This is a genomic window from Acidovorax temperans (assembly GCF_006716905.1).
In the GTDB taxonomy this organism is placed as follows: Bacteria; Pseudomonadota; Gammaproteobacteria; order Burkholderiales; family Burkholderiaceae_C; genus Acidovorax; species Acidovorax temperans.
This window is the reverse complement of the sequence record NZ_VFPV01000005.1, coordinates 1-24,185: the sequence shown is the minus strand read 5'-3', so window position 1 is coordinate 24,185 and position 24,185 is coordinate 1. Positions and strand designations below refer to the sequence as shown.

Sequence of the window (24,185 nt, the reverse complement as noted above, 5' to 3'; positions counted from 1 at the left end):
GACCATTCAAACTTGCCTGAGCTTCATTGCTGAATTGGCAAGGTAACGCTGCAGCTTGGGGTACTGGTGGATATAAGCACGGTACCCACGGTAGATCACGACTTCGACTGTGGGCTGCTCACCATCATGAATTTCCAACGAAAGCACGGGCTCGTGTTTGTTGCCAGAGGATTTCCTGAGCTCACATACCTTGAGGTACTGGGCTATTGCAGCCTCTCTAAATTGCATCTGATGGTCATGCAGACCCAGGGCGGCTGGCGGCCTTTCATTGAACAGCTTGGCAAGCTCTACATACATGGTGTCGAGTTCAAGATGCTGCCTGTCTTCCCATTGAAGGGGGGCAAATAGAGCCTGAGCAGCACCTGACATTGATGGAGCGCGGGCCTGCCCTTGTTGCTCGGAAGGGGCTTTCAGCCACGGGTGCAGCAGGTGGGCGCCTCGCTTGATCACCTCTTCAACAAACGTTCTGCATTTCTTGTACGAGGCTAGAGCCTGCTCGTCCGTCTCGATATAGAACCAAGATTTACCCTCTTTCACACGCATCAACTGGCCGGGAGGCGTGCCATCAATGCCCAGGAGATATTCGATAGCGAACCGGTCTAGCTTCGATTGCGTTAACTTCATCACCAATTCATCAGTGGTTTTGAATCGTTCGCGAGCGGGAATGCGATTTGAGATGAAAGCGAAAAGTTTGCGGTAAGCCGTGTCCCGTTTTGAATGTGACTGTCGTAGTTCACCCTGAACCGAGGCCCTCACTTCCTCGGTCAACTCTGCACGCCTTTGCTCCGTGTTCTCCAACCACGGGTGTACGGTGCCTGATTGCCACACCACACGCTGAAGAAACGAATGGGTATTGGGGTAGTGGACAAGGCTGGATTGAATCAGTTTGAGTAACTTTGAATTGCGCAGGTGCGTAAACAACTTTGGAAACCTGGTTGCTCGGTCAAAAAGCAAACGTCTAAGGTTGTCTCGATACACACCACTTGCTTCGAGAGTCCTGAGCAATTGGTTATCCGTCGAAGGCTTCGCAGTTGGCTTTGTGGTGAAAATCCAGCGAACTATCTGCAGGTAATCCTCGTCCGCGTCATTGATGGTCTTCAATCGGACTCGCACCGCCTTTGGCGCTGATGCGGTGGTGAGAGCGGTCGGTCGCGCTGGAGACTGCAGGCCTCGCAGTGTGGGCGAGTTTTCGATCTCTCGCCGCGTCAAGGGAAGACTCTGCAGATGCGGGTTACCGTCAAGGTCAGCAACGATATCCACGGTGCGAATATTGCTGGTAACCATCGCTAGGAACGGGCTACGGTACATGGGATATGTGCCATTAAGAAGCCTCGTCACATCATCCCCGCTGAGACCTGATTTGATCACTAGGTCTGTGATGAGGGAATACATCAGAACATTGATCTTCTCCCCCATGCTGTGGCGCATCTTGGCCAGATGAGAGAAAACAATATCCTTCTTGTGATCGCGGCTCTCGTTCACTACCTCTTGGGAATCTGTGCCCTCTGCCATCGATTCCACTGCTGGCTCCACGACTGGCGCTTGCACGCTTGTCTCTGCCAGGTGCGATAAGCCCAGAGAGGCACCTTCCAGCATTGGCCCTGGGGCTCTTTTGAAACTACGCTGCGCTAGGCGGTTGGCCCATCTGATGTGAGCGCGCTCCAACAGCTTCAATCGAGGACTCCATAGGGCGTCATGGGCCAGTTGGAGCCCATCGCCCACCTCCTCCACAAAACCAGCTTGCTTCATCCCCGCCAACACCATCTCCTGCTTGCCGGTGGTGACGCTCGTGGCGGTCGGCTCATCAAAGGAGAGGTCATCAATGAATGCTGCAACCATGTCATCCAGAGGTTTCAGCGCCGCACTCAGCAGCTCCTTGCTGCTCTGCACGAACCTACCGTCCTGGTAGACCAGTCGGTTTACCGCATCGGCTGAGAACAGCGCTCTAGGGTGCGATGCACATGACTCCAGAATTGCGAAGTAAGTCTCGCGGCGGGTCAATGCTGGCGATTTACTGCGCATGGTCTCGTGCAGTTGCTCGAAGGTGAAGCCCTGCACTGCGTTTCGGCCCACATACGCCTCAATCTCCGCATCCAGGTCAAATGAACTGGGCTGCAGTGGCGTTGGGGTGGCTATTGAGGAGGAAGGGGGCGGGCTGATCAGCTGAGTTTTCTTGGAGGGCTCAGTCGAAGGTGTTTGCAGGACCGTGACGGCTGTTTTGTCTGCAGCCGAAGTCGCGGGCGCCGGGGCAAGGGAGCCACTGCTGAGTGATTGAGCCCCCCGTGCGCTGATAGCCACGGGCTCATGCCCCAGGATCTTCACCAGCTTGGCCCGCACTCGCCGCGCACCTGACTCCAGCTGGGTAGCCTTCAGATCCGCAAAATCAGCAGCTACGTGCGAGATTTGATTCAGCTCGGCAATCAGCTCCTGAACGCTCTGAAGAGGTGGTGGTGATGTCTGGACCCAGATGTCGTCAAACCATTGCTGGACTTCGCTTACCTGGCAGGGATCCGTCAGAAGCACGCCAAACTCTGTGCGCCGCAACACACCCGCATCCGTCAGATTCGCAGAGCCGGTGTACGCCCCCACGCGGCTGACAACGGCCTTTGCGTGGATCGCAGGGTAGTGGTGCACCAGGCCATAGTGAGTTTTCAGGAACTCATATACCGCGCCACGTTCTCTGACAGGTGTTGCTGATAGCCACTCCAGCACATCCGAAATCAGCCGCCATGAAGCCGACAGCCCGATCAATCGGTGGAGGTACTCCAGGCCAATGTAGGGGCTGACAATACTCACGTTCTGGCCCTGCACAACCTGCACGATGGCACGGTCAAAGGGCGATTCCTGATTCGGGTTGTCTGGTGCGTGATAAAGCAGTCGCTGCATTCTTCCCCTCGGTTGATCTTGAGGCGCTTCTCGCCCGTCACTTCAGCCACGTAGTCGTGGCTGTGTGCTCGTGGTGCAACCTATGCCTCCCGAACATCCACACTGAGGCAATGCAGGCTGTGGTCAGACAGGGGGTTGCTCTGGGCCATCCCTCCCGCGCCCAGCTCGTACTGCACCCATTCCTCAATCGCCTCCATGGGCGTGTTGTCCGGTACCTCGACAACTGCTCTGACTTCGATGCGCATAGCTACTCCTCTCGGTTGATGACTTGTTCGGGGCTCTCGGAGCTCATGACTTCTTGGACTGCCGTTTTCGCAAGGACTGGATCAGCGGCGCGGCCTCAAAATGGCTCAGCAGGCGCTCTTTCTGCGCTGGCAGCAAGGAGGACTCGGCAATCATGTCGGGCCATGCCTTGGCTGCCTTGTTCACCGTGTCCCGAATCACGGCGTTTACCTTGGGCTCCAGCAGCCCCGGCACGGCATTGCACAGCTTGCGAACCTCCATGGGCGTCACGCGGGCGTGTTTTTCGCTCTGGGGGCTCAGGCGCAACGCATGCCCTGCCCCGCCCTGGTAGGCCGCATACGCAACTACGTCATAGGCTGGGGATAGCTCGGGCGTGCGGCCATCGCGGTACAGGAGACCGTAGTTTTTGACATGCCCATCAAAGTTGCCCAGCAGATCGTTCACCGTAATGCGTCGCACCATCTCAAGGGCTGGCTCCACACCGAGCCCTGGCGTGAGCATCAAAAGGTTGAGGATGGATCCGTAGCTGGCAAGGGGATGGTTGTATTTCTCCTCCGGTGGAATCCCCAGAATCTGGGCAAAGTCCTCGCAGTGGATGTGCTGGGTTGCCGTGCGGTCAAAGCGGCGAACCGCCAAGAACTGCTTGCCCTCGCCCAGCACAAAAGGCTGATCGGCCTCGATGTTCTCCAGCGGGGCCAGCTCCACATGGCACACATCCACCCCGCACGCTGCTGCCATGCGCATCGACAGCTCCTCGGTTTGGGGCAGGAGCGGGTATTCCACCGTGGGCAGCTTGGCGATGATGTGCACGCCTTTGGCATCCTTCGTCCTGGCCACGTAGCGCCCGCGCTCCTGCACCAGGGAGAGTTTGGGCTGCACCCCGGACAAGGAAGTAGCCTCGGGCAGCGGTACCGGCGTCACCGTCATCTCCAGCGCATCATTGCCTTGGGTCACCACCTCGGCCACGCTCTTGCGGTCAAGCGGCGCCTGCTGCACATACACAGCCCCCGGCAAGTCCGTACCGCACACGCTCAGCAGCCCGAAGTCATCGCCCTTGTCCAGCTTGCCAATCAGCTCCAGGTGACGGCGCAGGGGCCCCTCGGGCAGCAGGTTCTTGAAAAAGGGCGGCAATCCCTCCCCCACCCCGTTGAAAAAAGGCTGGCGGTCGTACTCGGCCACAAACGTCGCGCGCTCTATGGGGTCGTCCACCAATGCGTTTTGCGACAGCACAGGCGCGTTGTCATCGGCCCAGAACCTTTTGTCGGGAATGAGGCGAGTGATCGCCCCACTGCCCGTGCCGTACTGGAACAACCGACCAACCAGGCGCTTCTTGGGGCCCAGAAACACATCAAGAGCGCGGTACCGCATGGAGAGAGTCTTTCGTGGGTGGAGGGTGGTAGCGATTTACTTGTCGCCCTGGTCGTCTTCGCCGAACTTTCTGGCCAAACTCAAGCGCCGCTCTACATTGCTCAGCACTGAGCGAGGCTTCTTGGGGGCTCCTGAGATGGACTGCACAACCTCCTTGGGTACCAGTACCAGCTCAAACCCCAGCTCAGAGGCCAGAGCCATTGCGTTCGTGAGGCGGGGTGCTGTTTGGCCCGACAGTATCTTGCGCACAGACAAATCAGACAGCCCCACCGAATCAGCCAACTCCCTGGCGGTCAGTTTGCGTGCCTTTTGCGCCTCGGTGAGGGCGTCGGCGAACTCCTGGAGTGTCTTCATGGATAACTCAACTATTGTCTTGTGAGAGAAACAATAGTTTTATATCGCAGATGTACGCCCGACACAAACAGTATTTAACTATCGCTGAGCACATCAAACAAAATTTAAGTTACAAAAAAACCGCCCTCGGGCGGTTTCATGAGCTGGGCTTACTACCTTCATGCCCTTGAGGTGCTGGCCCGATCCCTTCAAGCAAAAGACGATTTGCCTTCGTCCATCCAGCTCCACCCTCTTGCAGACCTTTGGTGTCTCACTTGGTATCGGCTTTGTTGCACAAACCCGAAATGGCGCGAGTTGACCCCAACCCCAGACGCAGCTACGCCATGGCCGCCACAGGCACCGTAGTTGGGCGCCCAAGCTGCGTGAAGCGGTTGAGCAATGCCACGCGCACATGCAACTCCACCACCTGACGCTCAAAGGTGCGCGCCATCACCCGCTCACCAAGGCGTTTGAAGCAGTGCATCTTCGTCTCCACCAGGCTGCGCCGGTGATACCCGCTCCACTTCTTCCAGATGGCACGACCCAACCTGTGACAGGCGCTGAGTGCTGCGTTGCGCGAGGTGGCCCCTACCAGGGTTGTCCTCCAAGGCCTGGCGTTCTTGCGCGGCGGAATCACCGCTTGTGCCCCTCTCTGTGCAATCGCCGCATGGCAGGCCTTGGTGTCGTAGGCGCCGTCCCCGCTGACACTGGCCACCGCTTCATCGGCTGGTATCTGCCCCAGCAATTCGGGCAGCATTGGCGCGTCGCCCACGCTGTTGTCGGTCACCTCAATGGCCCGAATCTCCAGCGTGTGGGCGTCGATGCCCAGGTGCACCTTGCGCCACTGGCGACGGTATTCAGCCCCGTGTTTCTTGCGCTTCCATTCGCCCTCGCCGAGGAACTTGATGCCGGTGCTATCGACCAGCAGGTCCAGCGCCGTGGCGCTGGACTGATAGGGCAGTTGCACCCGCAGTGTCTTCTGGCGTCGGCACAAGGTGCTGAAGTCCGGCACCCGCCAGGCCAGCCCCGCCAGACCAACAGGCTTTCGACCAAGCCAAGGCTTTGGCGCAGGGCCAGGCCAAACAGGCATTTGATGCTCAGGCAGAACTGGATGGCAGCGTCGGAGAAGACCCGCTGTCGACCCCTGCGACCATTGGCAGGGGCGTACCACTGCATGTCTTTGTCCAACCAAATCGTCAGCGACCCTCGTGCCTTCAGCGCGGCGTTGTACGCGGCCCAGTTGGTGGTCTTGTAGCGACCTCTGACTCCCTTGGCTTCACTCATGCGCGCAGCCTATCACCTCGCAAGTGCGGGTTTGTGCAACAAAGCCGGTACGACACTATGAGTGCGCGACGCAATCTTACTGTCCTGGGGATCACGGCTGAATGGTGACGTCGAGTGGATTACCGATATCTAAATTACTTAGTTTTTTATTACATTGCTGGTTGTATCAATTAGCTTTTGAGCGTATTGAAGTAAATCCTCTGGCTTAGGATCCCCCCACGTGTGTTTTGCAAGCCATTTGAAGAACTCGGTACGGACAGCTTTTCCTGGTTTACTTCGTTTAACCTTTAATGTGGGTGAGACGTCTGTCGCGTTGTACTCGGATATAAGTTCAGTCTGATCTGCGGAGTTCAGTTCACTGAAATATTCTTCAGCTTCTCGAATCATTTTAACCTGGTACATTTCAAGAAGATCAGGCTTCTTGTCAGGATTAGCAGTGGGATTACCCGGTTTAGGTGCACTGCTCTCTACGATTGCCCAACCATTTGAAAGAGCCTTTCTGAGGTAAGCAGCAGGATTTTCAATCTTCGAAGATTTCTTATCTGTCAGCCGTTTTTTTGTGTATGCAACGGCAGACACTATTTGTTGATGAGAATACTTCTTTACTAGTTGTCTAGCTTCAGATTGCAAAATTCCTATTTTGACCATTTCTCCGATATCTAATACATTTTCATCATGGTCAATTTGTTCTGGTGCCTGCTCACGTTCTTTTCTGACATTGAACGCTAAAGTTTGTACCCTTCTACCTAGTTTTTTTTCGATTAATTCAATTTCTATATCAGATAGTGCATTTATTTCTGCTATCGCTACTTTTAGTACCTTGTCTTTGAAAACCTTATATTCCTGATAAGACTTGGCATCAGCTGATTCCCCCATCAGCATATCTCTGAGAAGTTGCCATTCGACTTCTGTGGTGCGATGGATTTTCTCAAACCGGAGGCAATGTTCATATAGTGCCAAGCTTGACGCTCGTCTAAATCGCTTGAGCACATTGAGATCAATCATTGCGTACATCTCAGGTGTCAATACCTGCTCCCTTAAGGGACGGCTGATTTGGTACCTGATGGTGTCTGGCCGAATCTCAACTTCAGGGAAGAGAACTGATGCTTTCCACAGTTTTCTTTTGCCTTCTGGCGCTATGACATCCCATTCAAAGATGATCCCCATGAGCGCACGAGCAGAGTCGATTAAGTAAGCACGGTTGTTCGAGTCAAAACCGATGTCCGCGGCCATTGTTGCCGTATGGATCGTCCACCACCCATCGTCCGATGGTGTGTCTGATGCATTCTTCAGCCACGCGTTGGCAAGCTTTCTATGCAGAAGTGACAGCGAGCTCTTGGGTTTGCTATGGATGACCTGAACAGGCTTACGGAAGGCGTTAGGCACTTCTGGTGCCTGGAAAAGGGCTATCTGTGAATGTTCGTCGCTCGACTTTTTGCGTGGCATGGCCTCATTCTATGGTCTAAATTGCCCCTTTCCCAATAGACCTATGGTCGCGTGCGCGGTGTATTTTTTATTGTTTTTGTTTTTAGTAAGACACTTTTAGTCTTTTATACATTTAGGAGCGTCGAACCTAAGCTGCGTAAGGCTTAGCAGCCACTATGGACTACACCTATGGGTCATCAGGGCACTGTTTGTGGGATCAAAGGTCTGTGGTTTTGGGAGGATGGTCACTGCGTTTGGGATAGTAGGTCACTGGATTTGGGGGGTACGGTCTCAAGTTATGGGACGGCGCTCTACGTCCCCATCTATGGGATTTTTCTTACGCTGTTTTTTGTATGGCCTGAGTGTTGGGTCACCTAATATGGGATCTTGTGTCGACTACATCCCAGCTTCATGTGGCTAAATTTGTGGGAGCGGCTGAGAACGCTAGGTAGTTATCAAGTTAGGTCACTTAACATGGGATGAAGGGAGGTCGCTTGAGGTGGTAACGGCACCAGTTATGGGATCGACCATAAGATGACTCTCACTCTTGAACGCTGATCTCATCAGTCAAGGTCACCTTCTATGGGGTGCGATCTGGTTCGTCGCAGGTAAAGGGCCCTACTTATGGGATAGCTACAAAACCACTTCGCTGGCCCATCTTTGTATGGTTAAAAGACCCCATACATGGGATATCTGAGCTTTATCCACATGCCCCAATAGGTCACTGTTTATGGGAAGGGTTTACGTATCATTTCCGCGAATTTAGACGGATCGTGCGTTAAGGCCCCTTGCTATGGGATGTGGTCTTGGTCATAAGTCTATGTTTATGGGACAGAAGACAGGTTGAAATCGTCAACCCCTGTGGATATCTGCTGTTTGGGAGGCTCTTTCAGGTGTGCATCCCATTTTTGGTGACCTATTGAAGCTCCTACACAGCTTCTTTCCCAAAAAGCCTCTCGTAAATTTCTGATCCCATAAATGTAGCCCTAATGTTTGTGTGAGCACTTACTTTTCATCCGGTGTCCTATTCACTGCATTTGCTTTACAGATTTCCATCAAGGTCTATGTTTATGGGAGCTGCCTAAGAAGGCCTCTTGATATCCATATCCTGCCCCGAAGGAGCAGGATCCCGGAGGACAAAATTGCGCTGGTGCAGCGCACCTGCCAGCTGGGCATGGCCAAGGCTGTTCATAGATCAATTCCAAAAGCGCCTACCGCGTTATGGCACAGCCGAATTACTACTATTCACGGTGCCGCGGCTTGGCCGTCCAGCTGAAGATACGATGGAACCTTGGCGGTTGTAGCAGCGATCTGCACTGGTGGTGTGACGGACTGGATATTAAGAGCGGCTAACACGACCCCAAATCGAACCTGACCTTGCCCCTGTTTCGTGTAGTTCTTATCCCACGATTCACGCGGCCTTTTTGCGCTGTGCCTCGTACCAGCGTTGTTCGTACTGCATCGGGCTGAGGTAGCCCAGCGAGGAATGCAGCCTGCGGTGATTGTAGAAGGCCATCCAGTCCATCACCGCCTGCCCGGCCTGCTCACGGGTAGCGAATTTGCACCCATGTACGCTGGCTGTTTTCAGCCGTCCCCAGAAGCTTTCCTTCGGTGCGTTGTCCCAGCAGTTGCCCTTCCTGCTCATCGATGAACGCATGCCCCAGTCCTTCAGTGCGCCCTGGACCTCGTGGCTGCAATACTGGCTGCCCCGGTCGCTGTGGAATATCAGACCGGGTGGTGGCCGGCGACGCCACCACGCCATGGTCAGCGCGTCCTTGACCAGGCTGGCCTGCATGTGCGACTGCAGGCTCCAGCCCACCACCTGGCGGCTAAACAGGTCGATGACGGCGGCCAGGTACAGCCAGCCTTCGTCGGTTTGGATGTAGGTGATGTCGCCACTCCATAGCTGGTTGGGAGCTTCAGGGTTGAAGCGCCGCTGCACCAGGTCAGGTGCCACCGGCAGGCTGTGGCGGCTGTCGGTGGTGACCACGAACTTGCGTTTCGTTTTGGCCTTGATGCCGTGCTGCTGCATGAGCTTGCGAACCCGGTCTTTGCCCACCCGGATGCCTCGGGCCACAAGCTCCTTGTGCATGCGTGGCCAGCCGTATTCGCCCTTGACCTCGGCGTGGATGGCACGGATGTGCGCCAGCAGGGCTTCATCGCTGTAGAGTCGGCCAGGGCCGCTGCGGCCATGACCATCCTCTCGCCGGCGCAGCCAGTTGAAGTACCCGCTGGCGCTGACCTCCAGCACCCCGCAGGACACGCTCACCGGGTAACGGTATTTCATTTGGTCAATCCAGGCGTACCTCGCAGCGTGTCCTGCGCGAAGTACGCCGCGGCTTTTTTTGCGATGTCGCGCTCCATGCGAAGGCGAGCATTCTCGGCGCGCAGCCGGGCAATCTCCATCTGCTCGGGCGAGACTTTGGTCGCCTTGTCGGCGCTGCCAACGTCGTCCAGCTCATCCCTTGGATGACAGTCGCACCCAGTTGCCCAGACTGGCCTTGGGAATGCCCAGCACCTTGGCCACCACCGCAATCGCCTGGCCAGCTCGCACCTGCCGAACCGCCTCCAGTTTGAACTCCCGCGTGTACTGCGCACGCACTTGCTTGTCACTCATTGCTCAACTCCTTGTCGGTATTTTCAACAAGGGTCAAGAACTCCACTTTTCAGGGGCAACCTCACTCAGGCAAAGACGTGCTTGCAGGTTTGGCTAGCTGCTCCTTAAAAAAGTCCTCCAGCTTAGCGACGAGTGCCTTTTGCAGTTCAGGGAGTTGCTCCGGTGGAAGATTTTTCATCGAGAGTTCTATCTGCCCTCTCTTCGCGAATACTTTCACGACCCCTTCGTAGTTTCCTATCAACAAAGTCTGCTGCGTACTCCGTTCCCGGTGTTTTGCACCCTCCAGCTTGGAACGTACCAGCATGATGACTTGTTGTTTAGAAAGGTCCTTTTGACGAATATCGTCAATGATGGATAAGGCAGTGTCCTCAGCTTGGCTCTTGTCCAAGATTTTTTCGAAAATTTCACTCACCGCATACAGGATAGTGAACGCTGTTGTTGAAGGGCTTTCCGACATTCGTTGAAGGACCCTCTCAGGCATACGACTGACGCGCATGTACATGCTGACTTGGGACTCTGACATGGGCCGACCACTGGGGTCGGGAATCTTCTCTGCGATTACACGGTTGTTAGGTACTGCCCCAGATTCGATAAGCTTGCGCAGGCTTATTGCATGGTCTATGGGTGTGGGCTGCGATCGCTGATCGTTGTAACTCCTGGCTCGTAAATACAGCGCGAGTGGATTTTCTGGTTCTGCTTCAAACTTGACATCTAAATGGTCAACTCCCGAGACTTTCGCAGCTCTAACGCGGGTCCCCCCGTCAATCAGCTTGACTCGCCCATCCTTTACATAGCCATGTGCTGCGTCATCTTGAGACTCTGTGATGGTTGCCGCAATTTTGTCAATTTCAGCAGACTGGTATATCTGACGAGGTCCCAGATCGTTGAGATCAATCATGTGCAATGGCACACTGACAATCGCTCCTGGTACGCACTGCGCGAGGTCGAATTTACTGCCAGAGCTAATAGGTTCTACTTCTTCTTTTTGTTGTGTATCAACCGCGGTCAAACCCGTTGGCTGGGTTTGCATGACTTTGCTTGCAAGTGCGAAGCGATCTGTCGCTGCTGCATTTGCACTCTGTTGAAGACGCTTCATCGCTGCAGTTGGGTCAACTTTGAACTTCGGAGGTGTAAGGGCCATTGTCATTCTCCTTTTTCTGTAGGAAGGCCTAACAGCTCGCACACATGATCCGCGAGAAGATCTAGCTCCGCCACTGCCTCTCCTGGCTTTGGCATCGAATGCGCTGTTGCTCCGCTCAGCATCGAACGTGTGAATGCAACGCGATCACCGAGTTGGATTGGCATCACTGTGAAATCGGGATATGCCTCGTTGGATGAGATCTGTTCCAGCATTGCGCGCTCGTCTGCTCGCTGTTTTCTGAATGCTGTGGCAAGAATTCTCACTGGATATTCTCGGCCACATTTTTGGCGCGCATTTTTGACCAGCTGCAAAGCTGCAGGCAAAGCAGATGTATCCGCTGGGCTGAGCTTTGTTGGGATGATTGCTAGGTCGCTAACCAGAAGCGAAGCCCACGTTGAAGCGTTGTCGACTGAGGGCGCACAGTCTACGATTATTAAGTCGTATTTTGACGCAAGTTTCCCTAACTCAGTTGTAATATTTTCACGAGCATATCGGTGTCCTGCCCAAAGAGTTGCAGGAAACTGAAATCCTTCAGGCCCGTTGCTAATCCATGACGAAGAGGTCTCTTGGGGATCCATGTCGGCGACCAGCACATCAAACCCCCTGTACCCCAAAGTACCCGCAAGCTGGCATGTGGTTGTGGTTTTGCCCACGCCCCCCTTTTGATTAAAGACAGTAATGATTTGAGCCGTCATAAGACCTCCTATCATTCAATTATCTCACATTAATTTTAAACTGTTTTGTGTGTATGCATGCAAACAAGTAAACATTCTTTGGTGCCTAGTTTCAACCGGTTGAAACTAGGCTTGCCCATGGCTAAAAAACGGTTGGATGCTTTGCCGTGAGCCCGTCCGTTTCTGTGAGGTGTGCAATGTCTATGGGATGTGTTGCTTGTTTATGGAAGTCAATGAAGCTTTCATCTCTTCTTCTAAGAAATGCTCTTGCTTGGAGTGAGTTTCAACCGGTTGAAACTCCATGGTGCTTTATTCCTCCTCTGGTTCATGCTAGGGTCTGTTGAGAATTACCGAGAGTTGATAACCCCAGCTGCGAGATAGATCATCGCTGCGAAGCTGCTATCCGTCTTGTCGCTGCGCATTGCGATACGTTTGAACTCCTTGAGCTTGCAAAAGAAGTTCTCGATCAAGTGGCGCCATTTGTAGACCTCCAGGTCAATCTCCAGTGGCGCTCTCCTGCGGGGCATCTGTGAGATCACCACCTGCGCCCCGCGCTTACCCAACTCCTGGATCAGCCAATTCACATCGAAGGCCTTGTCGGCAAGCAAGGCATCAAAGCGCACATCGGCAATCAGCTCTCTGACCCCTTTGGTGTCGTGGCGCTGCCCTGGCATCAAGACGAACTTCACCAGATTGCCCAATGCATCCGTCAGCGCCAGTATCTTCGTGGTCATGCCGCCCCTCGAGTGGCCTATGGCCTGGCCCGAAGTCCCCCTTTTGCCCCCTGGCCGTGCCGATGCACTTTCACAATCGTGGCATCCACCATCGCATATTCCATGTCCGGCTGCTCGCTCACTGCATCGAACAGACGTTGGAACACATCGGCCTTAACCCAGTCTCTAAAGCGTTTGAACACCGTGTTCCACTTGCCGAACTCTGGCGGCAGGTCTCGCCAGGGGCTGCCTGTGCGGGCAATCCACAGCACTGCCTCAACGAAGCGGCGGTTGTCTGTGCCGCTGCGCCCCGGATCACTTGGCTTGCCAAGGCAGTGCGGCTCCATCTTGGCCCATTGTGCGTCTGTCAGTACCCATCGAATGCTCATGCGCCTATTGCATCACATCCATTCACGCATCTCAGAATGATTCTCAACAGACCCTAGTGATGAGCCTTTTGTCGTTCAAAGTCATTCGAGAGCAAGAGATGGCGGATTTGATCTATGGTGTTTTCCGGTTGATGAACTGCCTGCGCCATCAGCTCGCAGTCTGGCTGCATTACAGCCTATCAGCAATTCCTATGCGCATTAGGTCTAGATGTGCAAACCTGTTTACATTGCATTAAATAGGCAGCGTTATAAAGTTTGAACGGCTATGTTGTATCTCGAGATGCCGGCCGACAGGGGTTGCAAGTTTCAACCGGTTGAAACTTTGGTTGCCTAGTTGGTGGAGCGGGCGTCTCTTTTGGTGGAGTGCTTATTTGAAAATATAAGAATTTCTTTTCTTGCTAGAAGAGGGGTGGGCTTTGAGTTGCCCCGTTTCCGTAGATGCATCATGTTGTCAAGGGGTCCCAAATGTACAAAATAGGTCCGCCGTACCCGGCGGAATTCCGTCAGCAGATGATCGAGTTGGTTTTAGCCGGCCACTTGCCTGCGCAGCTTTCGCGTGAACTCCGCTTCACCGCCCAGTCCATCGCCAACTGGAACGACAAAGCCCTTCTTGCTTGTAAGGCGTGACCACCTCCGAACGGGCAGAATTGGCCCGCTTGAGTAGGCTTTTACGGTAACCATCCCCCGGCAAAGCCGGGGGCATTCGGGATGTGAGCCGCTCAAAGCGGCTGTAAGGGGTCGCTAACGCGGCCCCTCATTCTTGGGGCCACCTATCGGTGGCTACTCACCTCCATAGACCGAGTTGGTCCAACCTCTCGTCTTCCTTCTCCTGGTTTCGGATGTACTCCCGTATCACCGCTTCGTCGCGTCCCACCGTCGAGACGAAGTACCCTCGCGCCCAGAAGTGCTGACCCACGAAGTTGCGCTTTCGCTCTCCGTACACCCGCGCAAGGTGGATTGCGCTCTTGCCTTTGATAAAGCCCACCACCTGCGACACCGAGTACTTCGGTGGGATCGACAGCATCATGTGCACGTGATCGGGCATCAGATGCCCCTCTTCAACCCTGCATTCCTTTTGCGCGGCCAACTTTCTGAATACCTCACCCAGGTGTTCGCGTAGCTGCTTGTACAGCGTTCGCCTTCGACACTTGGGGATGAAGACCACGTGATATTTGCAATCCCAGGCCGTGTGACTCAAACTTTCATACTTGTCCATCGTGTTTCTTCCTTTCGTTTGCTTGGCGGCTCACGATTGAAAGTCTCTACGGTGGACAACCTCCTGAAAAGTCAAACTTCTACTGCCTCCCCGGCAGAGCCGGGGGGCCTCCTTTTGGTAGCTAGGTTCAGATGGGAGCGAGATATCCGTGCAAAGGCTACGGCCTGGTTTTCCTGTCGCAACAATGCGACATCTGCGAAGTCTTCGGACTGGTGATGGCGAACCAGTCCGACCTCCCTGTGCGAACCATTTGCCGTGTGCTCGGTGTCTCTGCCTGTGGGTGTGATGCATGGCGAGTGCGTGCCCCGTCTCAGCGAAGTATCGCCAATGCAGTGATGGCCGAGCGCATCCGCCATATTCAACGGGATTCCTGCGAGCCCTATGGCATGCCCCGGGTGCGAGAAGGGCTCATCGAGTAAGGCGTGAGGATCAGCCGCCAGCGTGTGGCTCGTCTCATGCGAGAGGCCCGCATTCGCGGCATCGTCAAGAGCCGAGGCCTCACCGTCACCACCCGTCGTGACAAACGTCAGTCCCCGGCCAGCGATTTGGTCAACCGGCGATTCCACGCCACTGGCCAGAGCCAGTTGTGGGCGGCGGACATGACCTAGGTGCCGACTTGGATGGGGTCTTCTATTTGGCCGTGGTCATCGATGTCTGGAGCAGGCGGTGAGATGGACCATGGGAGGACGCATGGATGCAGACCTTGTTATCGCGGCCTTGAACATGCGCGGGAGCAGCGCAAACCCAGGGGGCGTCATCCACCGCGGCGACCAGGGCAGCCAGCACACCAGCCTGGCCTTCGGGGAGCGCCGTCGGCAGATAAAGGTGCGCCATTCGATGGGAACCGTGGGCGACAATTACGACAAGGCGATGGCTGAGAGCTTCATCGCCAGTCAGAAAGGCGAACTCATCGAGCGCAGCAGCTTCCCGTGCAAAGGCTCAGGACCTCATTGCGGTAGTCACTAGACGACCTCTCACCCATGAACTTTGAAAAGAGCAACGAAATCCTATTTGATGTTATCGATGACGCCATTGTGCAAGCCGAGATAACACCTCAAACGGTTTGAGAATCAAATCAGTACCGTCCACGGAAGTAAGTCAACTCCAGTTTGCCGCTGTATATGTGTAGCAGCCAGCTTAGGCGACGCACCGTGTAAGATGTACAAAATTTTGCACCATTTTGTCAACCGGAGGCCCCCATGGCAATCTCAGCCAGCGACGTGATCCCCCTGTCCCACGCTCGTGCAAACTTTTCTGAGCTGGCTGAGGATGTAAGGGGTGGTGCTGAAAAACTCATCACCAAAAACGGTGAGGCCTACATCGCCATCATCGACGCGAAGCGCCTCGACTACTACCACCAGCTAGAGCGCCAGCGCATCCACCTGCTGCTGATCGACGAAGCATCCAAGGGCCTGGATGACGTGGCGGCAGGACGCACTCAAGATGCGCGCGCAGCACTGACAGCCATCATGAAACGACGCGCAACCGCTTGAGTACCGTTGGCATCCCATGACCAACCGCGTGACCATCAAGCTCACCGCCAACTTCGAGCGGAACCTGGCCGACATCGAACAGTTCCTGACCGAGGCAGAAGCTCCTCAGGAATTCGACGGACTGATCGACGAGCTACTCGGCACAGTGCTGCCCAACCTTGAGCGGTTTCCAGAGCTTGGCCGGCCTTTTTTTAACCGGGCTGTCGGCTCTGCTGAGGCTACCAACGCCACTGCCGCACTGAAAGCCAAGTTGGCTGCTTTGGTGGGCACCTCATTGACCAGCTTGCGTGAGTATGTGATGAGCCGCTACCTGGTGCTGTATGTGCAGGTTGAAGACACCCTTTTCCTGCTGTCGATCAAGCACCACAAACAACTGTCATTCGACTTCGAGGGGCATTGGGGAGGCAGTGCGTGAGCGAAGCAAAAAAGAAACAACGGGATGTCGAGCGAGGGGGACGCAATGAAGTTTGTCAGTAACGCTGGATCTGATCGGGTTTTGGACCTGATCCGCCCTTGGCTGAAGCCCAACCATCGGATGGACATGGTGTCGCCATCCTTCTCTCTGTATGCCTTCTCCGAAGTTTTGACAGAGATGCCTCACCTGTCGAATGCGCGCCTGGTGGTGCCCCCAACCTCCACCGCACCAACAAAGGGCAAAGAGCAGGAGCAGTTGGGCTTGTTGGGGACGGCGGCTGACCGAGCCTCCCGAAATAAGTTGCAAGCTCCCTGGCTTGTGAGAAAGTTGGCTGCCTGGCTTTAAAGCAAAGCCGAAGTTCGTCATGCCAGCGGCCCCATTCCCCAGGGCACCTTGGTTCTAAGGGATGCACAAGGCTCCGCACAACAGGCTGCGCTCGGCTCCTTTTCATTCAGCAGCGAAGGCTTGGGTGTCACCCCAGGCAACCCTCTCAGCTTGATTCAGGCGTCCGAAAGCCCTCCCGAAGCGCAAATGCTCAGCCAGTGGTTTGACATGCAATGGGCGTTGTTGCACAAATGCCGGTCGCAGCTGATGTAAGCTCGGGAGATGAGAGAGACGAGCTGGGGTCGGGTTAAGTACCGCACAACGAACTGGAAGGCTTACAACGCAGCGTTGAAGGCGCGAGGTGAGCTGACCATTTGGCTCGATAGGGATATGCAGTGGCTAGCTCAGCCCACGGGCAAGCGTGGTCGTTGCCAAAAATTCTCAGATGCGGCCATTCAGTTTTGCCTGACCATCAAGTGCTTGTTTGGCCAGCCCTTGCGCCAGACACTGGGCCTGGTTGAGTCGCTATTGGGTATGGCAGGCCTGGATTGGCCAGTGCCCGACTACAGCACGGTCTGTCGCAGGCAAAAGAGCTTGGATGTGCAGGTGCGCTACCGTGCAAGTGACAAAGGCTTGCACATGCTGGCCGACTCCACGGGCATCAAGTTCTTGGGCGAAGGTGAGTGGAAAACCAAAAAGCACGGCGCACAGCGGCGCCGCCAGTGGCGCAAGGTGCATCTGGGTATTGATGCCCAGACACTGCAGATTCGGGCCATCGCAGTAACAACCAATGAAGTGGGCGACTCGCCCATGGCAGCAGACCTGCTAGGTCAAATTCCAAGCAATGAAGAGATAGCTAGCTTTACCGGTGATGGGGCGTACGACACGCAGGATGTACATAAGGCGTGCTACCTGCGGGGAGCCATTCCAATCATCCCGCCGCGCAAAGGAGCGAAGCTGCGCAAAGGGCTGGCATTTGCTCACCGCAATGAAGCGGTCAAGGCGTGTAGGCAGTTGGGGCGGGCTATCTGGAAACGCTGGAGCGGCTACCACCGAAGGTCACTGGTGGAGACCAAGATGAATTGCTTCAAGCGCCTGGGCGAGAAGGTCATGGCCAGGACGTTTGAGCGCCAGGTGACCGAGCTGCACATCCGAGCTTCAATCCTCAATCAATTTACCGCTCTGGGCACGCCCCAGACGGTCGCTGCTGCGTAAATCTTTTTGGGATTGGGGATGCCTTGGCCTATGGCCGATTTATGCAACAAAGCCGTTTCATAGTTGCAGAAACCAGATGCACTTGACCACTGAGCCCACGGCAAGGTGACCACGCGTTCCACCTCTACCTGACCGACCAGACCAGCGCACGATACCAGTCGTGGTTGCCAAAGCGTCGCAATGACACCTGCACTCCGCCAAACTTCAGGTCCACTGCGAGGCCACTTTGCATAGACGAAGTGCGCTACGCCTCGAAACTGAGTTCGAGGCAGGCGCATGCTTCTCTCCGGTTTTACCCGAGTCGATTTAAAGTCTTAATCAGCCTGAAAGCCGCCATCCACGTTCCATCGTCGTTTCGGCGTCAGAGTAAAAAACCTGTCCTTCGTCGCATGCCAGCGTGTAAGTCAGTTGAGCGTCCGGCAGGCACCAGAGCTGTAGCCAGCATTGGTCATCGCGTTAGCAGCATCCAATCCATGAATCACTTCTCGCTGACCATTCAGCCAGAACAAGGTGAATGGCTTGAGCTGGCTTTTGCGCTTGGCGTGCTCCCGAAGATTGCCCGCCACAATTGCATCAATGCTGAACGACATGACTGCTTTCCTATTTAGTCCAGTTCTCGACTTGCAGGCCCTTCACGCGCCCGAAGTCCTTCACATTGTTCGTGACGATGACGGCTCCCATGGCGCGCGCATGTGCCGCAATCATGAGATCAGCAGCGCCGAGCTGCGCGCCTCGTTTTTTTAGATCGGCACGAATCTCGGCGTAGTGTTTCGCAGCCTCTTGAGGCCAGTCCAGAACAGCCAAGTGCAAAGCCAAACTATCGAGAACGGCTTGATTCTGTTTGCGCTTAGCGACGGCGGAAGCCTGCACGCCATAGGTCAGTTCGGCGAACGTCACAGCTGACATCACCTGTTGCTGTAGAGGCACCGACTGAACCTTAACCGCCAGCGTCTGGGACTCACCTCGCATGAGGAAGATGCACGTATCCGTGTCCAGCATGAACATTGGTGAACTCAAAACGAGCGCTCCTGAATGGGCATACGTTCGATATCCGCCATGAAGTCAGTGGAAGCCTTCATGCCAGAAGCGAAAAAACCCGACCAGTCGCTGGGGCGCGGCGTCAAAACGACGCTCTCACCATCTCGGCGGATGAACACCTCGCGCACAGACTCAGGAAACCGGTATTCGAGCGGCATCGTGACCGTCTGCGAACGGTTGTTCCAACCGACGCGAGCAGTCGGCCTATGAGTGGATGTGTGATTTACTGCCATGTATTGCAGTATATGGCAGTGCTTGCCATATAGCAAGCCATATATCAGATGGCATCTGCAAACATGGCTTGGAGCTTTGCGCTGCATACGTCCACTTGAGCCATGGCCAGCAGAACGGCCGGTGCAATCATCGCGATGATGAGTGCCACGTGCACACCGTAGGCCTGCAGGGCTATCGTCGGGCGAAACATCAGCACGAGGCCGATGAAGATGAGCGCAAACGCTTTGAGCGTCCAGCCTGACAGTGTTCTTTCCTTCTATTCTTTAAGCAATCAAAGTCATGCCTGCGTGCTTAGATGCTTTGATATCAAACGTCATCGTCTCGGCACAGCCTGCCCCAGAAGCCGAGCGCTCAATCAGACAGTCGGCAAAATCTGCACCGCCCTCTCCAAACACTCGCAGAGCACGCATCACCTGATCGGCACGCTCAACCAGCAACTGTTTGGTTCGCAACATCACCTCCAACGCTTGCGCTACCTGCTGTCCAGTTAGCTCGTAGCAAGATGTCAGCACCCAATACAGCTCAACAACTGAGACCATGGTGATGTAGCCCGGTCTGTCGGCATCCAGGGACTCAATCAGCTTGGTCGCCTTTGCTGACTGTTTGGAATCGTCCTGCATGATGTAGCGCACAAGGACGTTCGTATCTAAGCCGATCATCGGGCAGCAGCTCCGCGCTGCGCAATGGCCGCATTCATGGATTCAATGGCCACGGCCTGCTTTGCCACTCCAAACATCCCCTTCAGCGCAGTAACCTCGCTGGTAGCGGCAACGAATTCGTAACGACCTGGCGCGATCTGCACAAATTCCACGCGGTCGCCCGCATCAACCTTGAGGTCATGGCGTACTTCGGCAGGAATGGTGATCTGGCCCTTGGATGTGAGAGTGGCAGTAGACATGATTTTGAATCCTTTGCCTTACTATAAAGTAAGGCGCCCTGATTCGTCAAGTGCGCCTCTTCTAAATGAGCTTTGCTATAGCGCATTTGCAAACTTTTCCGTCGTGATAGATGCGGCCAACCTGGATTTCTTGCGGCTTCATGCAGCGTCCTTGCTTTCCTTTAACTTTTACGCTGAGACAGCGCGATCAGGTTGTTTCTCGCATTATTCGCATTTCGACGTGGAACCAACCAGTTTTGATGGCCATAGTCATACCATCCGCTTCCATTCGCTCTCGCCATCGACTCAATCATTGATCTAAGCTTAGATTCGTTCTTGTCAACTTGGATGGACAAATCGCCACTTGGGAGCCTCCTGAGCTTCACAGATTTACCGGAAATATTGATCACCTCTACTTCGAGAAACGACTGATTCGCAGGCGTCAACGGCTTCTGAGAGACACTTGGTTCACTCAGTAATAATTCGGGCTCTTGCTGTATCAACGCATTGACCCAATCAGCGCGAAAACCCAGGTTTTCAAATCGTGCCCACGAAGAACTGCTTCGGCAACATCTTCAATAATCAGTTTTTTAGTTTTTTTGAACTTTTTTTCAAGGCTCCCGAGATCAATCTCAACGCAATCCAATCGTTTTATTTCATAAAAATGTTGGCGGTCTTGATCAACCCCTCGCGCACTGGACTTCTACAAGGAGGGCGATTCCGATGCGTATGTTTGGAACGAAGCGAGCCGCGCATGGGTCGCTGCGCACTAAAGGAAAAATCAAGATGGAACAGGCCACCACAATTCAAACACTGATCAAGCCGCATGTGGATTTGGCAATGGCGCATCAGTTCCGTCTGGAGCTTGTGCATCCGCACACTCAGCAACGAATGACCCCTGCACAGCGTGAAGAGTTTTTGACGCTTGCTTTTGCGGAAATTGCAAAGGGCATGGGCATTGACCGTTTTATGCAAACCCCAGCCGAGAGGCTTGATCAATTTGCAGTCATGTCGGTGATGAAAAACCATGACACGGCGGGATTGCTGCGCAGCTTGGTCAACTCGTTCATGATCGCTTATGCGTGCCCAGAAACCAGCGAGAGGGCCTTCGCGGCACTGGTGCAGATCGAAGGACTTCGCGCCGAGGTGGCCGATTCCAAAGGCCAGGGTCAAATGACAAACAAGCCCGAGCTGCAGATTGCAGCCCGCGAACTGGAGGCGATTCTGGGTGCGTCGGCAGGCCCCAATCACACGCAGAAGACCCCTTTGTTCAAGGTGCTCGTTGGTGCAGATCGAATCTTTGTGAAGTCTGGCTACCCCCTCAAGGATGTCCCCAAGGTTTTCATGGGGTTTGCAGTAGAGCCGATTGTTGGGCACTCGATGTAAAGGAAAGCGCCAAGCTGCACAAGCCCATCGAGTTCAACTGGCACGCCAAGTTCGGCCTGGCGGATCAGCCGCTGCAAGCAGCTCCGGTTGCCCCTGTGCGGCCAGTGGCGATCCAAATGGCACCACCCGTCCAACCAGCCAAAGTCGCCCACGCTCCTCAGCCGACCGAACCGGCCGATGAACCGAAGGGCAAACAAAAGCTGATTTGCCATTCCTGCGGAGAGGCTGTGCCCTACAACGTCGCGAAGTTCTGTTGGTTCAATAAGCCTAAGTTCGGTGGAAACCTCTACTGCATCGAGTGCCAGAAGAAAGTCGCCGCTACCTGAACGATGCGGACATGAAGGCCTTGCCGTTCATGTTGCCGCCATCGGACTTGTCGAGCATGCGGTGCCAGCCAAGATAGGTCAATCCGTTTGACAGAACTGACCAAATGCGCGGCAAGCCTCGTCCAAGTCAGTTAGCTGCGCAGCAGCTTGGAGGCGAAGCCGCCTGATTTGGGCGGGGAAGGATAGCGCTGCCCGCGCAAGCGGGCATAGGCATTCAATGGGGTGTTTGCTGTTGCTCGATGTACCTGCGGATCACGTCAATGGGCGCACCACCACACGAGGATGCAAAGTAGGAAGGCGACCACAGCATATTCTTCCAGTACCTGTTGGCAATGTCCGGGCGCTCTTTGCGTAGCAGGCGGCTAGAGACGCCCTTGAGGCTGTTCACGAGATTGGACACGGCCACCTTCGGTGGGTAGTTCACCAGCAGATGAACATGATCGTCCTCGCCGTCCATCTCCACCAACTCGGCCTCAAAGTCTTTGCACACGCTGGCGAAATGCAAGCGCAGCCTCTGGATCGCGTCAGCGTCAAAGACATGCCTGCGGTATTTGGTCACAAAGACCAAATGAACGTGCATCATAAAAACGCAGTGCCTGCCTGATCTAAGTTCTTGATTATTTGCCATAGGCCAAGTATATTTTTCTGCGATGGAATCCACCAAGACCCTCAAGCTGCGCATCAAGGACAAGCACGCCCGCGTGCTGTCTGCGATGGCACGCGAGGTCAATCAGGTGTGGAACCACATCAACGCTATTTCAGCTAAGGCAGCACGACCTTTCCACGGCAAACCCCAATTTCTCTCGGGCTACGACCTGCAAAAGTTCACGGCGGGATTCAGCAAATGCGACGACGTGAGCGTGGGCAGCGGCACCGTGCAACTGGTGTGCGTGGAGTACGCCACGCGGCGCAAGCAGTTCAAGAAGACCCGCTTGAACTGGCGGGTGAGCAACCCCAAATCGGCCAAGTATTCGCTGGGCTGGATTCCGTTCAAAGGTGGGCACGCCAAATACAAGGCTGGGCAGATTCACTTTGCTGGCCAGAAACTCAGCCTCTGGGACAGCTACGGCCTGGCCGATTACGAATTGCGTGCCGGTTCCTTCAGCGAAGACAGCCGTGGCCGCTGGTATTTCAATGTGGCGGTTGATGTCGCGTGCAAGGCATCGCCTGGCACAGCAGCCGTGGGCATCGACTTGGGCCTCAAGGAGGCGGCTGTGGTGTCTACGGGAGAGCGCATTGAGGGCCGCTGGTATCGCAGCCACGAGCAGGCGCTTGGCATTGCGCAACGTGCGAGAAAGAAAAAGCGTGTCAAGGCCATTCACGCCAAGATCAAAAGCCAGCGCAAAGACGAACTGCACCAGTTCAGCACACAGCTTGTGAAACAAAACGCCGCCATTTTCGTGGGCGACGTGGCCAGCGCAAAGCTGGTCAAAACCAAGATGGCCAAGAGTACGCTAGATGCGGGCTGGGCCATGCTCAAGACGATGTTGGAATACAAGAGCCATCAGGCCGGTATCGTCTTTGAGGTAGTCAACGAGAGCTACACCACCCAGACTTGTTCGTGCTGCGGGATTATTCCTGCCAGCAGTCCGAAAGGTAGAGCAGGTTTGCGAATAAGAGAATGGGTTTGCAGCGGATGCGGCGCGGTACACGACCGCGACATCAACGCCGCCAGGAACATTCTCGCGGCGGGACATCGCCGTCTTGCAGAAGGAATCACCGTCTCTTCAGGGCGGTGAGGATGTCAAAAGCGAGGCATTTGGGATACCTTATTAAATCCATAGGAGTATCAATGCTGAAGCAACGGACGCCGCTCAAGCGCGGTAATTCGCAATTAAAGCGCACCCCATTTAAGCGAAATGGGGCACCGCCCAGTGCGACGGTAGAAAAGGTATGCAAGCCAATTACCCTCCGCGATCCATCGCTTTTCCGATTGCCCCGCCAGATCGAGTCGGCCTGCGCCAGCATCGAGATCTCACCACGGCGCGAGAACAGCGCTCTTCGTGATTTCGCTCGTGGCCAGCCCTGTCTGCTGCTCGTGCCTGGACACTGCACAGGCGACAAGGCCACTACTGTGGGCTGTCACAGCAACTGGTCAGAGCACGGCAAGGGCAAGTCGCGCAAGGCTGACGATCACTACATGGTCTGGGGCTGCATGGGGTGTCATGGCTGGCTGGATCAGGGTAACGCCAGACAGAACGAGAAGAGGGCGATATTTGACGACGCTCTTGTGCGCCAGGTAGCGGAATACGAAAAAGCACTCAAATGCACCAGCCTGCCAAAAAGGTTCCAGCAAGCGGTGAAATGGGCACTTGAAGAGCTGGCCAGTGACCGCCGCCTGGAAGACCTCGAAGCATCAGCAATTGGGCTGGGCCTGCTGACGCCAATGCATTTGCCTGAAGGATTCAAGTCGCCTTTTCAGTCGCGGCCTCCAGCTGCTTGAAGTTTCAAAAGCAGCCGATCATTAAACGTCAGACAAAAAAAAGCCTGCTTCGCGCAGGCTTTTAAGATCGATTCCAGTTGATCACGCAGTGATCGCATTGAAGAAGGCCCAATAAAACTTGGCCTTGTCGGGAAAGCCAGTGGGG

Annotated in this window: 25 protein-coding genes and 3 pseudogenes; 10 read left to right on the top strand and 18 right to left on the bottom strand. The window is 54.9% G+C overall.

What is annotated here, in order from left to right:
* Positions 1–6 precede the first annotated feature (6 nt).
* From BDD18_RS21025 to BDD18_RS20985, 10 genes and pseudogenes are all read right to left on the bottom strand, one after another.
* The gene (locus tag BDD18_RS21025; RefSeq protein ID WP_142085751.1) at positions 7–2,886 is read right to left on the bottom strand and encodes a phospholipase D-like domain-containing protein; all 2,880 of its coding nucleotides are present in this window, start codon (positions 2,884–2,886) and stop codon (positions 7–9) included.
* 80 nt (positions 2,887–2,966) lie between these two features.
* Positions 2,967–3,131 (bottom strand): hypothetical protein, encoded by a 165-nt coding sequence (locus BDD18_RS22215; protein WP_156451518.1) that lies wholly within the window; start codon positions 3,129–3,131, stop codon positions 2,967–2,969.
* A 43-nt stretch (positions 3,132–3,174) separates the two neighbouring features.
* The gene (locus BDD18_RS21020) at positions 3,175–4,497 is read right to left on the bottom strand and encodes a type II toxin-antitoxin system HipA family toxin (RefSeq protein WP_142085749.1); all 1,323 of its coding nucleotides are present in this window, start codon (positions 4,495–4,497) and stop codon (positions 3,175–3,177) included.
* Between the two features lie 36 nt (positions 4,498–4,533).
* The gene (locus BDD18_RS21015) at positions 4,534–4,851 is read right to left on the bottom strand and encodes a helix-turn-helix domain-containing protein (protein ID WP_142085747.1); all 318 of its coding nucleotides are present in this window, start codon (positions 4,849–4,851) and stop codon (positions 4,534–4,536) included.
* 316 nt (positions 4,852–5,167) lie between these two features.
* A pseudogene (locus tag BDD18_RS21010) lies at positions 5,168–6,114 on the bottom strand (IS5 family transposase).
* 138 nt (positions 6,115–6,252) lie between these two features.
* Positions 6,253–7,560 (bottom strand): replication initiation protein, encoded by a 1,308-nt coding sequence (locus BDD18_RS21005; protein ID WP_142085745.1) that lies wholly within the window; start codon positions 7,558–7,560, stop codon positions 6,253–6,255.
* A 1,390-nt stretch (positions 7,561–8,950) separates the two neighbouring features.
* Positions 8,951–10,156 (bottom strand): annotated as a pseudogene (locus BDD18_RS21000) (IS3 family transposase).
* Between the two features lie 61 nt (positions 10,157–10,217).
* Complete coding sequence (locus tag BDD18_RS20995) at positions 10,218–11,297, bottom strand: ParB/RepB/Spo0J family partition protein (protein WP_142085743.1); 1,080 nt, start codon at positions 11,295–11,297, stop codon at positions 10,218–10,220.
* 2 nt (positions 11,298–11,299) lie between these two features.
* Complete coding sequence (locus BDD18_RS20990; RefSeq protein ID WP_142085741.1) at positions 11,300–11,992, bottom strand: ParA family protein; 693 nt, start codon at positions 11,990–11,992, stop codon at positions 11,300–11,302.
* 326 nt (positions 11,993–12,318) lie between these two features.
* Positions 12,319–13,031 (bottom strand): annotated as a pseudogene (locus tag BDD18_RS20985) (IS5 family transposase).
* Between the two features lie 507 nt (positions 13,032–13,538).
* On the opposite strand from BDD18_RS20985, the gene BDD18_RS22210 reads away from it, so the two are divergent.
* Positions 13,539–13,700, top strand: coding sequence for a hypothetical protein (locus BDD18_RS22210; RefSeq protein WP_170207441.1), 162 nt, complete (start codon positions 13,539–13,541; stop codon positions 13,698–13,700).
* Positions 13,701–13,857: 157 nt separating this feature from the next.
* On the opposite strand, the gene tnpA (BDD18_RS20980) is transcribed toward BDD18_RS22210, so the two are convergent.
* Complete coding sequence (tnpA, locus tag BDD18_RS20980; protein WP_026437438.1) at positions 13,858–14,289, bottom strand: IS200/IS605 family transposase; 432 nt, start codon at positions 14,287–14,289, stop codon at positions 13,858–13,860.
* Between the two features lie 455 nt (positions 14,290–14,744).
* Here tnpA (BDD18_RS20980) and BDD18_RS23015 point away from each other — a divergent pair, with 455 nt between their 5' ends.
* The 5 genes from BDD18_RS23015 (at position 14,745) to BDD18_RS20960 (ending at position 17,736) form a co-directional block, all read left to right on the top strand.
* A complete protein-coding gene (locus BDD18_RS23015; RefSeq protein WP_170207440.1) occupies positions 14,745–14,897 on the top strand; it encodes a hypothetical protein in 153 nt (50 codons plus the stop codon).
* Between the two features lie 82 nt (positions 14,898–14,979).
* Entirely contained in the window at positions 14,980–15,255 is a 276-nt protein-coding gene (locus BDD18_RS23010) for a hypothetical protein (RefSeq protein WP_170207439.1), read from the top strand.
* A 233-nt stretch (positions 15,256–15,488) separates the two neighbouring features.
* Positions 15,489–15,782 carry a type II toxin-antitoxin system Phd/YefM family antitoxin gene (locus tag BDD18_RS20970; RefSeq protein WP_142085737.1) on the top strand — a complete coding sequence of 98 codons (294 nt, stop codon included), beginning with the start codon at positions 15,489–15,491 and terminating at the stop codon, positions 15,780–15,782.
* A gap of 16 nt (positions 15,783–15,798) precedes the next feature.
* Positions 15,799–16,197 (top strand): type II toxin-antitoxin system RelE/ParE family toxin, encoded by a 399-nt coding sequence (locus BDD18_RS20965; protein WP_142085735.1) that lies wholly within the window; start codon positions 15,799–15,801, stop codon positions 16,195–16,197.
* Between the two features lie 606 nt (positions 16,198–16,803).
* Complete coding sequence (locus tag BDD18_RS20960; protein WP_142083902.1) at positions 16,804–17,736, top strand: IS5-like element ISAav2 family transposase; 933 nt, start codon at positions 16,804–16,806, stop codon at positions 17,734–17,736.
* Between the two features lie 404 nt (positions 17,737–18,140).
* On the opposite strand, the gene BDD18_RS20955 is transcribed toward BDD18_RS20960, so the two are convergent.
* The 6 genes from BDD18_RS20955 to BDD18_RS20935 all read right to left on the bottom strand — a co-directional run bounded on the left by BDD18_RS20955 (position 18,141) and on the right by BDD18_RS20935 (position 19,906).
* Entirely contained in the window at positions 18,141–18,326 is a 186-nt protein-coding gene (locus BDD18_RS20955) for a hypothetical protein (protein WP_066695285.1), read from the bottom strand.
* A 10-nt stretch (positions 18,327–18,336) separates the two neighbouring features.
* Positions 18,337–18,741: a type II toxin-antitoxin system VapC family toxin gene (locus BDD18_RS20950; protein WP_066695287.1), complete on the bottom strand. Its 405-nt coding sequence runs from the start codon at positions 18,739–18,741 to the stop codon at positions 18,337–18,339.
* A gap of 8 nt (positions 18,742–18,749) precedes the next feature.
* Complete coding sequence (locus BDD18_RS20945) at positions 18,750–19,007, bottom strand: antitoxin (RefSeq protein WP_067512126.1); 258 nt, start codon at positions 19,005–19,007, stop codon at positions 18,750–18,752.
* Positions 19,008–19,051: 44 nt separating this feature from the next.
* Positions 19,052–19,204, bottom strand: coding sequence for a hypothetical protein (locus tag BDD18_RS22200; RefSeq protein WP_170207438.1), 153 nt, complete (start codon positions 19,202–19,204; stop codon positions 19,052–19,054).
* A 67-nt stretch (positions 19,205–19,271) separates the two neighbouring features.
* Positions 19,272–19,667, bottom strand: coding sequence for a PIN domain-containing protein (locus BDD18_RS20940; protein ID WP_066695290.1), 396 nt, complete (start codon positions 19,665–19,667; stop codon positions 19,272–19,274).
* Positions 19,664–19,906 (bottom strand): AbrB/MazE/SpoVT family DNA-binding domain-containing protein, encoded by a 243-nt coding sequence (locus tag BDD18_RS20935; RefSeq protein ID WP_066695292.1) that lies wholly within the window; start codon positions 19,904–19,906, stop codon positions 19,664–19,666. The genes BDD18_RS20940 and BDD18_RS20935 overlap by 4 nt, the downstream gene beginning before the upstream one ends.
* Positions 19,907–20,671: 765 nt before the next feature.
* Between BDD18_RS20935 and BDD18_RS20930 the strand changes: the two genes are divergently transcribed.
* Together BDD18_RS20930 and BDD18_RS20925 are read left to right on the top strand one after the other, a co-directional pair.
* A complete protein-coding gene (locus BDD18_RS20930) occupies positions 20,672–21,271 on the top strand; it encodes a hypothetical protein (RefSeq protein WP_066695294.1) in 600 nt (199 codons plus the stop codon).
* A 116-nt stretch (positions 21,272–21,387) separates the two neighbouring features.
* Complete coding sequence (locus BDD18_RS20925; protein WP_142085733.1) at positions 21,388–21,597, top strand: hypothetical protein; 210 nt, start codon at positions 21,388–21,390, stop codon at positions 21,595–21,597.
* A gap of 214 nt (positions 21,598–21,811) precedes the next feature.
* On the opposite strand, the gene tnpA (BDD18_RS20920) is transcribed toward BDD18_RS20925, so the two are convergent.
* Complete coding sequence (tnpA, locus tag BDD18_RS20920; RefSeq protein WP_142085862.1) at positions 21,812–22,225, bottom strand: IS200/IS605 family transposase; 414 nt, start codon at positions 22,223–22,225, stop codon at positions 21,812–21,814.
* Between the two features lie 22 nt (positions 22,226–22,247).
* Here tnpA (BDD18_RS20920) and BDD18_RS20915 point away from each other — a divergent pair, with 22 nt between their 5' ends.
* Together BDD18_RS20915 and BDD18_RS20910 are read left to right on the top strand one after the other, a co-directional pair.
* Entirely contained in the window at positions 22,248–23,336 is a 1,089-nt protein-coding gene (locus BDD18_RS20915) for an RNA-guided endonuclease InsQ/TnpB family protein (RefSeq protein WP_142085731.1), read from the top strand.
* A gap of 53 nt (positions 23,337–23,389) precedes the next feature.
* Complete coding sequence (locus BDD18_RS20910) at positions 23,390–24,040, top strand: nuclease domain-containing protein (RefSeq protein ID WP_170207437.1); 651 nt, start codon at positions 23,390–23,392, stop codon at positions 24,038–24,040.
* The last annotated feature ends 145 nt before the right edge of the window (positions 24,041–24,185 follow it).

Coding starts and splice junctions, on each gene's coding strand:
- BDD18_RS21025 (WP_142085751.1), bottom strand. CDS start 2,886: ATGCAGCGACTGCTTTATCACGCACCAGACAACCCGAATCAGGAATCG.
- BDD18_RS22215 (WP_156451518.1), bottom strand. CDS start 3,131: ATGCGCATCGAAGTCAGAGCAGTTGTCGAGGTACCGGACAACACGCCC.
- BDD18_RS21020 (WP_142085749.1), bottom strand. CDS start 4,497: ATGCGGTACCGCGCTCTTGATGTGTTTCTGGGCCCCAAGAAGCGCCTG.
- BDD18_RS21015 (WP_142085747.1), bottom strand. CDS start 4,851: ATGAAGACACTCCAGGAGTTCGCCGACGCCCTCACCGAGGCGCAAAAG.
- BDD18_RS21005 (WP_142085745.1), bottom strand. CDS start 7,560: ATGCCACGCAAAAAGTCGAGCGACGAACATTCACAGATAGCCCTTTTC.
- BDD18_RS20995 (WP_142085743.1), bottom strand. CDS start 11,297: ATGGCCCTTACACCTCCGAAGTTCAAAGTTGACCCAACTGCAGCGATG.
- BDD18_RS20990 (WP_142085741.1), bottom strand. CDS start 11,992: ATGACGGCTCAAATCATTACTGTCTTTAATCAAAAGGGGGGCGTGGGC.
- BDD18_RS22210 (WP_170207441.1), top strand. CDS start 13,539: ATGTACAAAATAGGTCCGCCGTACCCGGCGGAATTCCGTCAGCAGATG.
- tnpA (WP_026437438.1), bottom strand. CDS start 14,289: ATGGACAAGTATGAAAGTTTGAGTCACACGGCCTGGGATTGCAAATAT.
- BDD18_RS23015 (WP_170207440.1), top strand. CDS start 14,745: ATGCGAGAGGCCCGCATTCGCGGCATCGTCAAGAGCCGAGGCCTCACC.
- BDD18_RS23010 (WP_170207439.1), top strand. CDS start 14,980: ATGGATGCAGACCTTGTTATCGCGGCCTTGAACATGCGCGGGAGCAGC.
- BDD18_RS20970 (WP_142085737.1), top strand. CDS start 15,489: ATGGCAATCTCAGCCAGCGACGTGATCCCCCTGTCCCACGCTCGTGCA.
- BDD18_RS20965 (WP_142085735.1), top strand. CDS start 15,799: ATGACCAACCGCGTGACCATCAAGCTCACCGCCAACTTCGAGCGGAAC.
- BDD18_RS20960 (WP_142083902.1), top strand. CDS start 16,804: ATGAGAGAGACGAGCTGGGGTCGGGTTAAGTACCGCACAACGAACTGG.
- BDD18_RS20955 (WP_066695285.1), bottom strand. CDS start 18,326: ATGTCGTTCAGCATTGATGCAATTGTGGCGGGCAATCTTCGGGAGCAC.
- BDD18_RS20950 (WP_066695287.1), bottom strand. CDS start 18,741: ATGTTCATGCTGGACACGGATACGTGCATCTTCCTCATGCGAGGTGAG.
- BDD18_RS20945 (WP_067512126.1), bottom strand. CDS start 19,007: ATGGCAGTAAATCACACATCCACTCATAGGCCGACTGCTCGCGTCGGT.
- BDD18_RS20940 (WP_066695290.1), bottom strand. CDS start 19,667: ATGATCGGCTTAGATACGAACGTCCTTGTGCGCTACATCATGCAGGAC.
- BDD18_RS20935 (WP_066695292.1), bottom strand. CDS start 19,906: ATGTCTACTGCCACTCTCACATCCAAGGGCCAGATCACCATTCCTGCC.
- BDD18_RS20930 (WP_066695294.1), top strand. CDS start 20,672: ATGGAACAGGCCACCACAATTCAAACACTGATCAAGCCGCATGTGGAT.
- BDD18_RS20925 (WP_142085733.1), top strand. CDS start 21,388: ATGGCACCACCCGTCCAACCAGCCAAAGTCGCCCACGCTCCTCAGCCG.
- tnpA (WP_142085862.1), bottom strand. CDS start 22,225: ATGGCAAATAATCAAGAACTTAGATCAGGCAGGCACTGCGTTTTTATG.
- BDD18_RS20915 (WP_142085731.1), top strand. CDS start 22,248: ATGGAATCCACCAAGACCCTCAAGCTGCGCATCAAGGACAAGCACGCC.
- BDD18_RS20910 (WP_170207437.1), top strand. CDS start 23,390: ATGCTGAAGCAACGGACGCCGCTCAAGCGCGGTAATTCGCAATTAAAG.